The 14832-nt window shown below is 37.2% G+C and carries 15 protein-coding genes and 1 other annotated feature; of the genes, 9 read left to right on the top strand and 6 right to left on the bottom strand.

Annotated elements, in window-relative coordinates; all coding sequences use genetic code 11:
- Positions 1 to 78 precede the first annotated feature (78 nt).
- From NQU59_RS11815 to NQU59_RS11775, 9 genes are all read left to right on the top strand, one after another.
- A protein-coding gene (locus NQU59_RS11815) for an IS3 family transposase (RefSeq protein WP_107114716.1) occupies positions 79 to 1298 on the top strand; the annotation gives its coding sequence in 2 pieces (ribosomal slippage) (positions 79 to 355 and positions 355 to 1298; 1221 coding nt in all).
- Positions 354 to 470: a sequence feature (AL1L pseudoknot), on the top strand. Its footprint overlaps the gene before it by 117 nt.
- A 47-nt stretch (positions 1299 to 1345) precedes the next feature.
- Entirely contained in the window at positions 1346 to 1852 is a 507-nt protein-coding gene (locus NQU59_RS11810) for a hypothetical protein (RefSeq protein ID WP_257063565.1), read from the top strand.
- 473 nt (positions 1853 to 2325) lie between these two features.
- Positions 2326 to 2892, top strand: a complete 567-nt coding sequence (locus tag NQU59_RS11805; protein ID WP_005241141.1) for a TetR/AcrR family transcriptional regulator — start codon at positions 2326 to 2328, stop codon at positions 2890 to 2892.
- A gap of 548 nt (positions 2893 to 3440) precedes the next feature.
- Positions 3441 to 3752 carry an ArsR/SmtB family transcription factor gene (locus tag NQU59_RS11800; protein ID WP_005241140.1) on the top strand — a complete coding sequence of 104 codons (312 nt, stop codon included), beginning with the start codon at positions 3441 to 3443 and terminating at the stop codon, positions 3750 to 3752.
- Between the two features lie 81 nt (positions 3753 to 3833).
- A complete protein-coding gene (locus NQU59_RS11795; RefSeq protein ID WP_257063564.1) occupies positions 3834 to 5534 on the top strand; it encodes a SulP family inorganic anion transporter in 1701 nt (566 codons plus the stop codon).
- Positions 5535 to 5728: 194 nt separating this feature from the next.
- On the top strand, positions 5729 to 6931 hold the full coding sequence (gene sstT, locus NQU59_RS11790; RefSeq protein ID WP_005241138.1) for a serine/threonine transporter SstT: 1203 nt from the start codon (positions 5729 to 5731) through the stop codon (positions 6929 to 6931).
- Between the two features lie 6 nt (positions 6932 to 6937).
- Entirely contained in the window at positions 6938 to 7618 is a 681-nt protein-coding gene (locus tag NQU59_RS11785; protein WP_257063563.1) for a YoaK family protein, read from the top strand.
- 3 nt (positions 7619 to 7621) lie between these two features.
- Positions 7622 to 8161 (top strand): DUF2058 domain-containing protein, encoded by a 540-nt coding sequence (locus NQU59_RS11780; RefSeq protein ID WP_005241136.1) that lies wholly within the window; start codon positions 7622 to 7624, stop codon positions 8159 to 8161.
- Between the two features lie 120 nt (positions 8162 to 8281).
- The gene (locus NQU59_RS11775; protein ID WP_005241133.1) at positions 8282 to 9523 is read left to right on the top strand and encodes a mechanosensitive ion channel family protein; all 1242 of its coding nucleotides are present in this window, start codon (positions 8282 to 8284) and stop codon (positions 9521 to 9523) included.
- A gap of 79 nt (positions 9524 to 9602) precedes the next feature.
- Here the strand turns inward: NQU59_RS11775 and NQU59_RS11770 are convergent, their stop codons facing one another.
- The 6 genes from NQU59_RS11770 to NQU59_RS11745 form a co-directional block, all read right to left on the bottom strand.
- Positions 9603 to 10379: a PDZ domain-containing protein gene (locus NQU59_RS11770; protein ID WP_257063562.1), complete on the bottom strand. Its 777-nt coding sequence runs from the start codon at positions 10377 to 10379 to the stop codon at positions 9603 to 9605.
- Positions 10380 to 10547: 168 nt separating this feature from the next.
- On the bottom strand, positions 10548 to 10802 hold the full coding sequence (locus tag NQU59_RS11765; protein WP_257063560.1) for a hypothetical protein: 255 nt from the start codon (positions 10800 to 10802) through the stop codon (positions 10548 to 10550).
- Positions 10803 to 10988: 186 nt separating this feature from the next.
- Positions 10989 to 11270, bottom strand: coding sequence for a hypothetical protein (locus NQU59_RS11760; RefSeq protein ID WP_005241127.1), 282 nt, complete (start codon positions 11268 to 11270; stop codon positions 10989 to 10991).
- A 197-nt stretch (positions 11271 to 11467) separates the two neighbouring features.
- Positions 11468 to 11800, bottom strand: a complete 333-nt coding sequence (locus NQU59_RS11755; RefSeq protein WP_032865340.1) for a hypothetical protein — start codon at positions 11798 to 11800, stop codon at positions 11468 to 11470.
- Positions 11801 to 12015: 215 nt separating this feature from the next.
- Entirely contained in the window at positions 12016 to 13887 is a 1872-nt protein-coding gene (locus NQU59_RS11750) for a non-contractile tail sheath protein (protein ID WP_257063558.1), read from the bottom strand.
- A gap of 184 nt (positions 13888 to 14071) precedes the next feature.
- Entirely contained in the window at positions 14072 to 14689 is a 618-nt protein-coding gene (locus tag NQU59_RS11745) for a hypothetical protein (protein WP_257063557.1), read from the bottom strand.
- Positions 14690 to 14832: the final 143 nt, after the last annotated feature.

Raw genomic sequence — 14832 nt, 5'->3', positions numbered from 1 at the left:
CGAAATATTGAATACATTCTAGAGAGTTTGAACCGTACCGGGTTTGTCGGAGACTCAATATTCTGAGAGACTATTCCGATGAAAAAACCAAACTATACCCCCGAAATTAGAGAAAGAGCGGTTCAATTACTAATTGAATCTGAAAAAGATTATCCATCGAATTGGGCAGCAGTTTCCGCAATTGCTCCTAAAATTGGCTGTACTCCTGAAACACTTCGTGTTTGGTATCAAAAATACTTAGATCAACAAAATCCCGCCAAAGTACAACAGGTATCTGACCAAGAAAAAATGAAGCAAATGGAACGTGAAATTAAAGAATTAAAACGTGCCAATGAAATTCTACGTAAAGCAGCCGCTTTTTTCGCCCAGGCGGAGCTCGACCGCCCACACAAATAATGGTGGATTTTATCCATAACAATAAGGCGTTATATGGTGTTGAAGCGATTTGTAGAATTTTACCGATTGCAGCTTCGACCTATTATCGGGCTTTAGATTTCGTTGATAACCCAGAACATCGAGCGAAACGTGCTCTGCATGATTTACATCATGCAGAGCAAATCAAACGTATTTGGAAAGAAAGTTCAGGTCGATATGGTGTACGTAAAGTTTGGCAAAAATTGAAACGTGAGGGTTATGTTATTGCACGTTGTACAGTTGCTCGATTGATGCAAAAGCTAGGTATACAAGGTGTTTGGCGTGGTAAGAATAAACAAACCACCCGTAGCCGAGATGATCAAAAACGAGCAGATGATTTAGTGAAACGGAATTTTAGTGCTGATCGACCTGACCAATTATGGGTCAGTGACTTTACGTATATTCAAACACATTCAGGCTGGGTCTATACCGCCTTTATTATTGATGTGTTCTCACGAGCAATTGTTGGATGGAAAGTATCTACACGGATGAATACAGATATGGTGCTCGATGCATTGGAGCAAGCATTGCACGATCGAGGCATGCCAAAGAATGTGATTCATCATTCCGATAGAGGTGTTCAATATCTTTCTATTCGCTATACCAATCGTTTAGATGCTGCAAATTTACGAGCATCAGTCGGTACGACAGGTGATTCATACGATAATGCTCTGGCTGAAACGGTGAATGGCTTATACAAAACAGAGGTGATTGAATATTTAAAAGCAGATTGGCAAGGTTTAGCAGATGTACAACTTGCGACACTAAACTGGGTAGATTGGTTCAATAAAAAGCGTGTACACAGTGCACTGGGTTATGTATCGCCTTTTGAGTTTGAAGCAATGTACTATGATAAGATTAACCCGTTAGGTCAGGTGGCCTAACTTAAATAAAAAAGTCTCCGACAAACCCGGTACGGTTCAGTTAAAAGATGAAAAAAACTTTAAGTTTATTGAGCCTTTGTATTGTTATGAACGGTTGTTCGACCTTACCTGACACTTCTACAACATCAACAGGTCATTTAGCCACAGCAGGTTCATTAAACTGCAAAACAAATGAACTCTGCCCGAATGTTTTTGTTGAATGGGACAAGCAACACAAACAACAGTTAAGCGTAGAGACGGTGCTTAACAGCAGCTATGATTACTATGACATCAAAGGAATTACCTTCTTCATTGATGGTAAAGCGTTTACATATCAGCCTGTTGGCCCTACACAACAAAAGAACATCAACAGACTCATTCCGCGACGCTCATCAAATCGTTTTATTCTTCCAAGTACATTCCTGTTAGAGCTTAAAAAAGCACAAAATGTCGAACTTTCAATTGAAACAGATAAAGGCAATATTAAACATTCCGTCTATACACCTACCCAACAATCAACACTCTACCAAAACTTCACTAAACTTATAGCTAGTTTACCTACACATCAGAAATAAATCGAAAAACAGAAATTATATGATTAAAGTCAGTTATTTATTTTAACTATAACTAACTGACTTTTTATATAGTAAACATATTCAAAATAAATACAGGAGTAAATTTCCAATCATTCAAACATACATAAGTTTACAAAGAAAAGTACATTCAATATAGCTTCAGCTATTCATTCAAAATAAGTATCAAAATCTGTTTTCCTTTGAAAACAATTATATGAATAATCTCAAATTAACCACATACAAATTAGACTAATCGTTTATCGTATTTTAAGATTCCTCTAATAGTTATTTTCTATAGTGAAATCATATTATTTTCAGCCGTGTCACTTGAAAATGCGGACTAAAGAATCATTTAAATAAATAATGTTATTTTTCCCTATGATATTTTTAAAATACCATGTAAAATGCCTGCCAAAATTGCATGATGAAATGCAACATGATGCTCTTGGCGATGGGCGAACTCGAGGCGTTGTATGTCAAAAAAAGAAGATATTATTACCACTGCATTAAGACTTTTTAATTCGCATAGCTATAACTCGATCGGCGTAGATCGAATCATTAGCGAATCAGGCGTTGCAAAAATGACTTTCTACAAATACTTCCCCTCAAAGGAAAAGTTAATTGAAGAATGTCTTGTGCAACGTAACATCAATCTCCAAACGTCTTTAAATGCAACTTTGGCAGAATGTGATCAAGATGATTACCTTAGCCAACTTAAAGCAATCTTTGGATGGTACGCAGCCTGGTTTAATAGCGAAGACTTTAATGGCTGTATGTTTCAGAAAGCACTTGAAGAAGTCATCAAGATTTATCCTTCTACCTTGCAACCTGCAACCCAGTACAAAATTTGGTTAACAGCCTTAATCGAAAATTTACTCAAGAATCTGGACATTCGTCATCCAACCCATCTCGCAACATTGATAGTTAGTATTTTAGATGGTATGACCATTCAAGCGCATGTGAACAGACACTCTGTTCAAATGGATGAATATTGGAAACGTGTCGAGCACCTGATTAATTTCGAAAAAGCACTGGTATAGATCTAGAATATCCCTTTAAAATGAAGGGATATTTTTATATATCGCAAAGATAGAAATAATTGAAAAAAATAAAGCGTGATTTATAATTATTATTGTGTCTCACGCTTGCGTCTGAGTGTAAAAAGAATAATAAAAATTATTACCCTCTGGCGGTTGCACTTTCGTACTTCCGATCCTTCTTATGCAGACAGATCGTTCTGTCTTGCTTCTCATTATATATAGTTTTACCTAAAGTACAATCTTTTTTAAACTTTTTATATTCATTAATTATATTAATCACTTAATTTTATTGTTTAGTTTTTTAAAAACTTTGAGCTATTTCCTGTATTTTTATTTCCCAATAGATAGAAATCCACCCAAAAAGTGAAAATGCGAAATAAATCACAATATACAGTACAAAAAACTAAATAATTGACACATGGAAGCGCATTTATCACTTTTACTTATATGCTTTTTCATTAAAAACCATTGCAATTATTCAGTTTTACTACAATTTTTCCTATCACTGACTTTATACTAGCCACGGCTGTAACCAAGTGAGTATATGCATGCAAAAGGATTTCGAGATAGAAGCAATGAGAGAGTCTGCTGGTACAATTGTAACTGTACTAAAATCTCTAGCTAATACTGATCGCTTAATTATTTTGTGTCATTTAGCCAAACAAGAACTAAATGTTTCACAGATCGAAGAATTAACCCAGATATTTCAACCGACCCTTTCGCAACAATTAATGATGTTAAGAAAAAGTCATATTGTTTCTACTCGGCGTGATGGCAAACAAATTTTCTACTCAATTCTTGATCCAAAACTGAAAATTGTATTGAACACCTTGTATGAACATTACTGCCCCCACCAATAACTTGTCAGTTAAATAGAAACATACCGCTCTTAGCATTTTTTATGCATAATATATATTAATTTATGATTTAGAATATTGTGCATGAAATTGTTCAACCTTGGCTTATCTAAATTATTTCCTGCGCGAAAATGGCTAAGTTCTTATCGGTTTTCAAGTTTTAAGTCTGATCTAATTGCAGCTGCTATCGTTTTGGCCATGCTGGTTCCTCAAGGTATGGCTTATGCAATGCTGGCAGGATTACCGCCTGCCATGGGAATATATGCCAGTATATTGCCAATGATTGTTTATGCTTTTACAGGCAGCAGCACAACACTCTCAATAGGTCCTGTCGCAATTATTTCGATGATGGTTTTTGCTGCACTTGATCCGCTATTTAGCGCAGGATCAACCGCCTATATCGAAGCCGCTTATCTACTGGCCTTATTAATCGGAGTTATCTCTCTGGTTTTAGGTCTATTACGTTTCGGTTTCCTGATTCAACTGATTAGTCATCCCGTTATTCAGAGTTTTATCATTGCTTCTGCCTTATTAATTGCCTTAGGGCAGCTTAAATTTTTGCTCAACATCCCCTTACAAGCAGGCAATATTCCTGAGTTTATCGTTAGCCTTTCTCAGAATATTGATCAAATTACATTGATGGGTGTCAGCTTTGGGCTTCTTTCAGTTCTGTTACTCTTTATTCTTCCGAAATTAATTGCATCAGATTTTCTGAACAAAATATTGCCCTTAGTCATCGTTCTGGTCTCGATTGCTGTCATTACCTTTATGGGAAATGCGCAGTATAACATTCAGACTGTTGGTCTTATTCCAGCGGGTTTACCCAATTTCCATTTTCCTACATGGAATACTCAATTAGTGCTACAGCTGTTACCTAGCGCTTTCATGATCGCCATGATTAGCTTTGTTGAATCACTGGCAATTGCGCAAGCAACAGCGTTACAAAAACGTGATGATTTAGATAGCAACCAAGAACTTATCGCCCTTGGTTTTGCCAATATCGCCGCAGGTATTAATTCAGGCTTTGCAGTTTCTGGCAGCTTATCACGTACGGTTGTCAATGCAGATGCTGGCGCAAAAACCCCCATGTCTGGGATAATTTCTTCATTATTAATGATTGCAGTAAGTCTCTACTTTACCAGTTTCTTCGAAAATCTTCCGCTCGCTGTTTTAGCAGCAACAATTTTTGTTTCAATCTGGAAATTGATTCGTCTCACTCCTTTTATTGAAACCTGGAAATATTCAAAGGCAGATGGAATTGCAATGTGGGTTACCTTCTTCGGTGTAACGTGCTTGGATATTTCAACTGGACTCATCATTGGAGTCGTTTTAACCTTTGTACTGCTGCTTTGGCGAATCAGTCGTCCACATATCGCAGTAATTGGTTTAATCGAGGGAACTCAGCACTTTAGAAACATATCAAATTACAATGTAATTACAACAAAAGCGATTGTTTCTTTTCGTGTTGACGAAAATCTCAGTTTTTTGAATGCCCACGTGTTAAAAGGTTATGTAATTACCGAAGTAAGTCAAAACCCTCTCTTACAGCATGTTGTCATTAACTGCTCAAGTATTAGCAATATTGATCTCAGCGCATTAGAAATGTTAGAAGATCTTAATCGCGAGTTGGATCAATTGAATATTCAGATGCATTTATCTGAAGTGAAAAGTCCTGTTATGGATCGACTGTCTAAATCAAGGCTTAAAAATGATCTTACAGGACAGATATTTTTATCACATTATCAAGCAATACAAACACTTTCCCCAGAAATGCTTGTAGAATGATCGACTTTTATTGGGTTATTTTTATACAAAAGGATGTGTCATGTTTTCATAATTTTTTTAAAAACATTGTGTTAATTTTTTCGGGATTTTTAAAGTAATTGAATTGCAAAAAAATTTTATTATTCACGGTTCTTAGGTATAGAATACCGCGCTTGTTTAACCTTAAACCGTGCATAGGTTTATAAGGCCTTTATATGTTTAATGTACTGTCTCGCTTGAGCTTAGTAAGCAAAATTATTATCGCTATTTTTCTAGGGATTGGCGTCGCTCTGCTCTTTCCTAACTTTACACCCTATTTAAGTCTATTGGGTGAATTATTCATTAAAGCATTAAAGTCTGTTGCACCAATTCTAGTCTTTGTTTTAGTTCTATCTTCAATTGCAAACTTTCAAATTGGTCAAAGCTCAAAGATTAAACCTGTGCTTTTCCTTTACCTGATTGGTATGTTACTTGCCGCATTTAGTGCAGTAGCAGCGAGCATTATGTTTCCTAGCCAGCTCTTTTTGCATTTACCTGCAGAAAGTGGACTTCAGCCACCAGGTAGTCTTGCAGAAATTTTAAAGAATCTTCTTTTAAGTTTTATTGCAAACCCTGTACAGGCAATTAGTGAAGCGAACTTTATCGGTATTTTAGCTTGGGCGATTGGTCTTGGTTTAGCTTTACGTCATAGCTCTGATACAACCAAGCAGGTAATGACTGATGTCGCCGACGCTGTAAACAAGATTATTCATACCGTTATTGGTTTTGCCCCAATTGGTATTTTTGGTCTAGTTGCAGTTACCTTTGCCAGTGCAGGTTTAGCAACACTCACCAGCTATGCACATCTATTGGCAGTACTGATCGGAACAATGTTATTCGTTGCATTGGTAATTAATCCCATTTTAGTGGGGATCACCATGAAAGCGAATCCTTATCCCTTGGTCTTCACTTGCTTAAAAGAAAGCGGCATCACGGCCTTCTTTACTCGCAGTTCAGCAGCCAACATTCCGGTAAATCTGGACTTGGCGCAACGTTTGGGGGTTAATGAAGCAACGGCTAGTGTTTCTATCCCGCTCGGTGCGACGATTAATATGGCTGGTGCAGCCGTTACCATTACCGTACTGACTCTCGCTGCTGTACATACGCTTGGTATCCCAGTTGATTTAAGTACCATGATCATCTTATCAGTTGTAGCTGCTGTTTCAGCATGCGGCGCATCGGGTGTGGCCGGTGGATCTTTATTGTTGATCCCTGTCGCTTGTAGCCTGTTTGGTATATCATCTGAGATTGCCATGCAGATTGTTGCCATTGGTATGATTATCAGCGTACTGCAAGACTCAACAGAAACTGCCTTAAACTCATCAACGGATGTCTTGTTTACCGCAGCAGTTGACTTCAGAGACCATCCAAGATCATAGGTTGATATGCCACTTCAACGTTTACCCAACTGGATTCAACTTGGTGCTTTCTTACTTGCACTGAATGCAGGGATGGTAAACGTTTTAGGCTTATTTACCGTCCTACACCAATCCGTTTCACATATGACAGGCAATGTCAGTATGCTTGCAATGAGTTTACTTGACTGGCAACCTGAGCATTTTATTTATCTCAGTCTTGTCATCCTTTGTTTTGTCATCGGTTCTTTTTATAGTGGTCTGATACTCGGCAACGGTAATGTTGCATTTGGACGACGTTATGGCCTGCCGCTTAGTTTAGTTGCAATCTTTCTGCTTCTTACTTGGTTATTACTGCCCTATTTCCCTCGCTATGGCCTCTTATGGGCCTGTGCCGCCATGGGAGTGCAAAATGCAATGGTGAGCCACTATAGAGGTGCAATTATTCGTACAACGCACTTATCTGGTGTCCTTACTGATATTGGTTTAGCACTGGGTTATAAAGCATGCGGCTTGAACGTAGAAAAACGGCGTATTTTTCTGCATTTATTGATCTTTATCGGTTTTTTATGCGGTGGACTTATTGCGAGTGTGCTTTATCCTTATTTAAACTTACAGACCTTTCTCATTCCAGCTGGATTAAGCTTAGCCATGAGTCTAGCCTACTGGTTTTTCTATTTTCGTTCTTCATCAAACTCAAATTTGGATTGAATTATGGTTAAAAATGCATTGCAAGCTCAACTGTTAAAAGCGGGTTTGGTTGACAATAAAAAAGCAAAAAAATTAACCAAGCAAGCACAACATGAGCAGCGCCTTGGCCAAAATGATGACGCTGTCCTAAAAGCAGAAATTGACCGCGCCAAGCAAGAAAAGTTGGCAAAAGACCAAGCCCTGAATTTAGAAAAACAGAATATTTTGGAAGAGAAAGCTTTAAAAGCTTCGATCATTCAAATGATCAAACATCACAAGATCAAGGAAACAGAAGGTGATGTAACCTACCAATTTATTGATGAAGGCAAAATCAAAAAAGTTTACCTTTCGCAACAGGTTTATAATGCACTGGTCGCAGGCTCTCTTGTTATCGCCAAAGATCAGGATAGCTACGCCTATCTACCTAAAGCTCTTGCAGACAAAATTGATCAAAAAATGCAGGGTTTTATCTTGGTGAATAACAATACTGAGCATAATGATCAAACCACAGATGAAGAAGATCCATATGCAGCTTATGTCATTCCTGATGATTTGATGTGGTAAAGCTTCAAACCGTTATGTAAAAACGCCTTTACAAATCGTATATAAACTGTGATCAAGTTAATATAAAACCTCATTACACCTTACAATTCCTGCTCAAAGAATTTATAAGGTGTTTTGGGTTTGGATTATTTAAAGTATTTGCGTAGTGAGTTGAGCCATTACCCATGGCTAGAAACAGCGATTGCATTGATCATTTTGATTTTGTTTGCTGCACTTGCGAACTTTATCGCGAAAAGAATTATCGTCCGTGGTATTCGCCATTTAATTACAAAATTTAAATCTCCAAATCAATCGATTTTCGCACAGCATAGCGTCACTCAACGTTTTGCAAATATCGTTCCTGCGATTGTCATCATGAATGGCATTACGACGATTCCGCATCTACCAGAGAAATTCATTAGCTTTGTACAAATGGGCGCACAGGCCTTCATTTTCCTGACACTTGCACTTACTGTTAGTGAAGCATTGAATATCTTTAACTTAATTTATCAACGCAATCCAAAATCTAAGAATAAGCCGATTAAGGGCTATTTACAGCTCGTTAAGCTTATTTTGTTTGTGGTTTGCGGCCTGATGATTTTGGGAACCTTCTTGAAAAAAGATGTGTTTACCCTACTGGCAGGTTTTGGTGCCATGGCTGCTGTGTTGATGTTGGTCTTCCAAAATACCATTCTTTCATTGGTTGCCAGCGTACAAATTGCTTCTTATGACATGGTACGTATTGGTGACTGGATCGAAATGCCATCCTTGAATGCAGATGGCGATGTCATTGATATGTCATTACATACAGTGACTGTACAAAACTTTGATAAGACCTTTACAACAATCCCAACCAACAAGCTCGTAACTGATACCTTTAGAAACTGGCGTGGGATGAGCAGCTCAGGTTGCCGCCGTATCAAACGTTCACTCTTTCTAGATCAAAGTAGTGTTCACTTTATGAGTGACCAAGAGCAACAAAAGCTGAAAGACTTTTTGCTCTTAGACCAATATCTCGATGCAAAAAAATCGGAGATTGCAGAGTTCAACAATCACCTTAGCAACCAGTCTCAATACAACCAGCGTCGTTTAACCAATTTGGGCACGTTCCGGGCTTATGTTGAATTCTACTTACGTCAACATCAAGGCATTGCTCAAAACCAAACCATTCTGGTTCGTCAAATGCAGCCCACCAGTGAAGGCTTACCTTTAGAAATCTATGCCTTTACCAATACCATTGCATGGGCGTCTTATGAAGCAATTCAATCTGATATTTTTGATCACTTAATTGCAATTATCCCTGAGTTTGGTCTCAGAATTTATCAAGCGCCTTCTGGTCATGACTTGCAAATGCTCTCAGGGCAAGCAATTGTGAGCAAATAATTTAGCTGATAAAAAAGGCCTGATTAAAGGCCTTTTTTATCAGTCTGCAAACACAGCAATCAGCAGTTTACCAAGCACATCATGTAATCGAGATTTCTTTTACCATTTTCTGGCCTTTGCGCAAAATCTCGAACTTAATCGTACCTTTATTTAAATAGTTTGAGATATCTACAAAGTTACTCACATCTCTTACAACGATATCATTAATTTTTAAAATAATATCATCTGCCAAGATTTCGCCAAAAGCAGGTGATTTCTTCGATATGACCTTAACCTTAACCCCTTCTAAATTACCCGTTCTAAATTTATCTAGATCCGATAAATCTATAGGATAAATCCCTGTAATTGACTCAAATCTATAAAAATAACTCACCGTATATTCTTTCTGCGGTTGGTAAATGGGCGCTGATTGACTTAAAGAACTACTCACATTATTAGATGTATTTACACTACCAAATCCATTATTGTCTGTCTGATTCTGAGGTCCCCGAGGAGCTGGCGTTAAAAAACTATAATATCCAATTGATTCTGTTGATTGGGTATTACTAAACAGTACAATCTGTGCTCCAAGTGAGTCTGCTCGTTTTTCTAATTCATGAACAATATAGTCATAGCCCTTAGTACTATCCCTACCATTAAACTTTTGTGACTTAATCGGCACAAAGCCCTCCTCTAATAGCTGTATTGTTGAAACATCAAATTCGTCCGTCTTCAGGGCTTGAGCTTTAACAAATCTAGACTTATCGGCCTTTTTAAAAAGAGAAATCGGTATATAAATATTCGCTGATAATGTGGTACTGAAAGGAAGTGCAATTACGCTGAACAAAATAACTGCAATTAAATTTAAATGTTTCATATTCAAATCACTTTTATTTTTATACATAAACTAACAGAAAACTTAAATAAAATCTTCAATCAAATCAGGTAGTCGTTTAGAAAGTTATTTTTATAAAGTAGTGAAACTAGACGCTGTACGTCTGCTTTTACTTTCATCAAGCAGCGTCCATTAATTTCAATAGAAAGTTTAATGATTAATTTCAAAATATTTCTTGCACCCTTCCATCCACGCCTGTGAGACTGGTGGTTGATCTGGATGTTCTGTATTCGCCAATTCACAATCAACAGCATTTTTTAATTGATTGTCGATTGGAAAGGAATACCCATAATAAGCGTCACTATTCTTGCTATAACCACCTGTTTGCTTGTAATCCCAATATAGATAGCTGATCAAAGTGAATGTTAATCCTAGCAGGATCAGTAACCACCTTCTTAAACTCATTTTTTGCTCTATGATGTTTTTTTACATTATAGGCATTTTTATTCAACATTTTAGGAATATGTTTTCTTTATAAGTGATGAAGTAAGCTCACAAAGAACTCCAAGCATTGCTCAGCACAACAAGAATAAGTTCAAAATACAATATAAAAGCCCCAGTCAAATCTGGGGCTTTTATATGATCTTTAGCTCAGTCCCATTCGAGCTGGAACTGGATATTGGTATTGGTAAAATTAGGGTTAAGAAATACCCGATAACCAGCTGTTTTTAATTCATTCACAACTATATCTGCGTCTTCGCTACTGACTTCATGCTTTGAAAATTGCTGTAAGGCATCTCGATCACCATCACTGGCTCTTAATTTAATCGTACTGGAAATTTTTGAGAGAATTTTATCTACTGTTAACTTTTTAACATTTGCATTGGAAATTGCAGTCGCTCGTGATGCTGGTAACAAAATGTCTTCGTTCACCGTATTCCGCCTGTGATATCAGAATAAGAAAAAAATTATAATAGGTTCTATTTCCTGTTTTTCAAGTCAATCAAGCCAACTAAACGACAGATTTTGGCGCACAGTTTAATATTTCCAATTTTTTCTGATTTAAGCGACCTTAGACCATGCTGGTTTTTCTGAAGATAGATGGAGAAGCACGCCTCCTCCATCACGAATCACTTACACATGATATCTAACTTCTCGGCATAGTATTCTGTCGAGACTTTAAGATCAGCCATTAACTTCTCTCTGGTATAGTCTTTCGGCGCAAGCTTTAACAATGCTGGAACATACTTTGACTCATATAATTTCGGATAGTCTTTACACAGTACCTTCGTTTTTTCCTCTTTAGGCGTATCTGGATTATCCAAAATATCCATATACTCTGAAATCTTATTGTCTATAACTTCAAAGCTTTCTTGTGCTTGCTCGTTCTTGACTTCTGGCTGTTTATTACACCCCACAAATAAGATTGAGACTAAGCCGAGGAGTAGAATTTTGGTTTTCATAAAAATCATTTGAATTTTTAAAGCTGATCAAGGCAGTGTATCTCAATTTTTCTATTTATTAATGAAGATTTATTTTACATTACTTTCTTTTTCTTAACATTTGTAATTAAGACTTAGCTTTATCTACATATGTTCGATGCTATGAAACTCTCGCTTTAAGGTTCTAATAAACACTAAAAAGGCTTTGAATTACAAAGCCTTTTCGCTACAGAGAATTACAAGTAAATCTCAGGTGGATACGGCGTATCATCATTAATTGGTGTATACAGGGTATTCTCGACAAAGAAACCATTCGGTGCCTGAAGCGTATCAATTGTTACAGAATCCTGCATCACTTGCGGATAGGCCCAAATAAATTGTTTCATCAAGCCCAAAGCATTATTATTTTGCATATCCCCAAACACACGCTGCCAAATTGGAGTTCGATAAGCTTTTGTCTTATCAAATCCATAAAGATGCGCAATCGATGAATCAGGAACAAATCCTGCTAAATAAGCCACTTTATCCACGGGATAGTGCAAATCCAATGTCGGAATCTCGGAAACTGCCTGATGTGCCAAACCTAAACGGGCTTCCAAAATCCAGTCATAGGCTTCGGTCATAATGTAGTCAAAATTCGGATATGAATAGTGTTCACTTGGATAGTTAATATCTGTTGCTAAAGTTTCAATTGGTGTCCGAATCGTTGGGAAGAAAATCAACGGACATACTTTGGCTTGCGGATATTTAGTCTTAATCACAGTTCGAATATCTCGACAGGTTTGCCCCAACTTGTTTCTTAACCAGGCTTTAAATTCGTCATACGGTGTTCCGGTTTTATGAACCGCATCATAAATCGTTCCCAAATCTGGTGCATACAATCCAGTGTCTGCATTAAATGCCAGTTTTGTTGGGTAATCATAGACACAAGGAAGATCTGTACCTTGGTTATACCACCACCAAGGCTCACCAATTTGCATATTAACTGGACACCCGCCAACAGCCATGGTATCTGCAAACTCGATAAATGCTTTGTGTAAATAAGCAAGCGCATTCTGATCACAAGGACTAAAGAAATAACTTGGTGGTTCATAACCAGTCCGCCCCAGATTACTGTTCCAGTCGCGTTGTGCCCAAAACTCTTTTGCCCCCAATGAATACATCTCAAAACTCACACCAAACACAGGTTGCATGCCTGCGCTGTGTAATGCTTGTGCGAAATGTTCATGCCACTTACGTGTACATGGGTTCACAACAGCTTGATTGGTGACTAAGGTATCAGGGATTTGCCATTTGTTGATCGTCGTATCCCAATACAATTCTGGATATTTAGACATCCCGCAGTAATGATTGATCAATCCGTGATAGCCCAAAGCCGCCATATTATCAACCAGTCGCTGAGGATTAAGATCATAATGATCATCATAACTGGTGCAGATACCATAATCATGTAAAGGTACAGAAACTCGGCTTAAACTCAATTTAGCGTTCGGACCCGTCGTGACTGAATTTGTAATACGGATATAGCCATCTTCGGGTTCTACCAGAGGCAGTGTTGAATGGCCGTTATAGCTTAAGGTAAAGCCAGACAAAGAAATTCGCTGGATATCGCTTACAGGAAATGAATCTGTAGCTGAAAAACCAGCCTTGACCGTATCCCAATTGATATGGATATGTGCAGATCGAGAAGCAGGTTGATTTGCATAATTGAACAACACAACATAGGCAACCTTATCTACACCATCTTCATGATAATAAACGGTTAAAGTCGGTGTTAAGGTTTCATTATTTAATGCAGGCATGGATGCAGATAATTCAATATCAAAATCCCAAACGGTACCGCTATAGTCGTATTTGGTCTCATAAGCCAGAAGCTTATGGTCTTTTACATCGTAAGAATCCCAACTAATACCCGCAAGGTCTGTTGTGGTACGTGACCTAAAAGCAGCCTCAAAGCCATTTGCATAATTGGTAATCGCAAACGACATAGTTTGGGGCCCATCGATACGCCAGTACTTTGGACTAAAACGATCAATAGTTGAAGTTTCAACATTCAAAGCAGGAGATGTTTTTAAATTTTTTTGTTTATATTCAAAATTATTTGTCATTTGTTAATGCTCTAATTAATCATTGAGCTTTTATCTTAAGTCATCACAAATTTTTAACTGTTTAGGTAAGTAAGCATTGATTAAAACTCAACCAATTTTATCGCCTTTATGTAAAATCACTCGAAAAATGAATAAAAAAAGACTTATCTACAGATAAGTCTTTAAGATTCATGCTATTGAATGCTTAGAAGTTATAACGAATACCCACTTTATAAGTTAACCCATCCATATCCAAAATATCAGATGCCGTACTATCACAAAAATAGCCAGTACAAACATCTTTAAAGTTTTCGATATAAAGCCATTTATAGCCCAAACCTACGTAAGCCGCGATATTGGGTTGAAAATAATGCCCCATTTCCAATTCAACAGGCAAAGTAACATAACGCAGCTTAACGTTATAATTATCAGCCTTGAGCCAAGCGTAGCCGACACCAATACTTGCATTCGCATAAGTATTGTTTTGATTATAAAATTTATATCCGCCCTTTACATTCAGCTCAGTACTCTTCCAATCAGCGTTTTTTTGGTAATACACACCAAAAGTTGTATTGAATACATCTAAAGCCGTAAAAGTTATGCCAGTACCGAAACCATTTAATGTTTCATGGCCATCAACCTCATCAGATTTCAATCGCGACCCAGAATATTCTGCAAATAAAGAAGTCTGAAGTTCACCTTTAATTTGACTATGATCATCTTGTGTTGATGATTGAATTGTACGCTCCCCTAAAGTTTGCGGCACCCCATAATTAATCTGTAAAGGTGTATCTGCCCAGCCATTTATCGCCAATAAATACATAGTGAGTGCAATAGCACCAACCCCAATTTTTTCATTCGAATACCTATTTTTATTTAAATATAAGAGCTTAGAGAGTAGTTTATTTTTAATCTTTAAAAATAATTTTTATATAAATACACGAAATAAAAAATAAAAACCGATAT

The sequence above is a fragment of the Acinetobacter colistiniresistens genome (genome assembly GCF_024582815.1).
Lineage (GTDB): Bacteria > Pseudomonadota > Gammaproteobacteria > Pseudomonadales > Moraxellaceae > Acinetobacter.
This window is presented reverse-complemented; position numbering and strand designations above follow the sequence as displayed.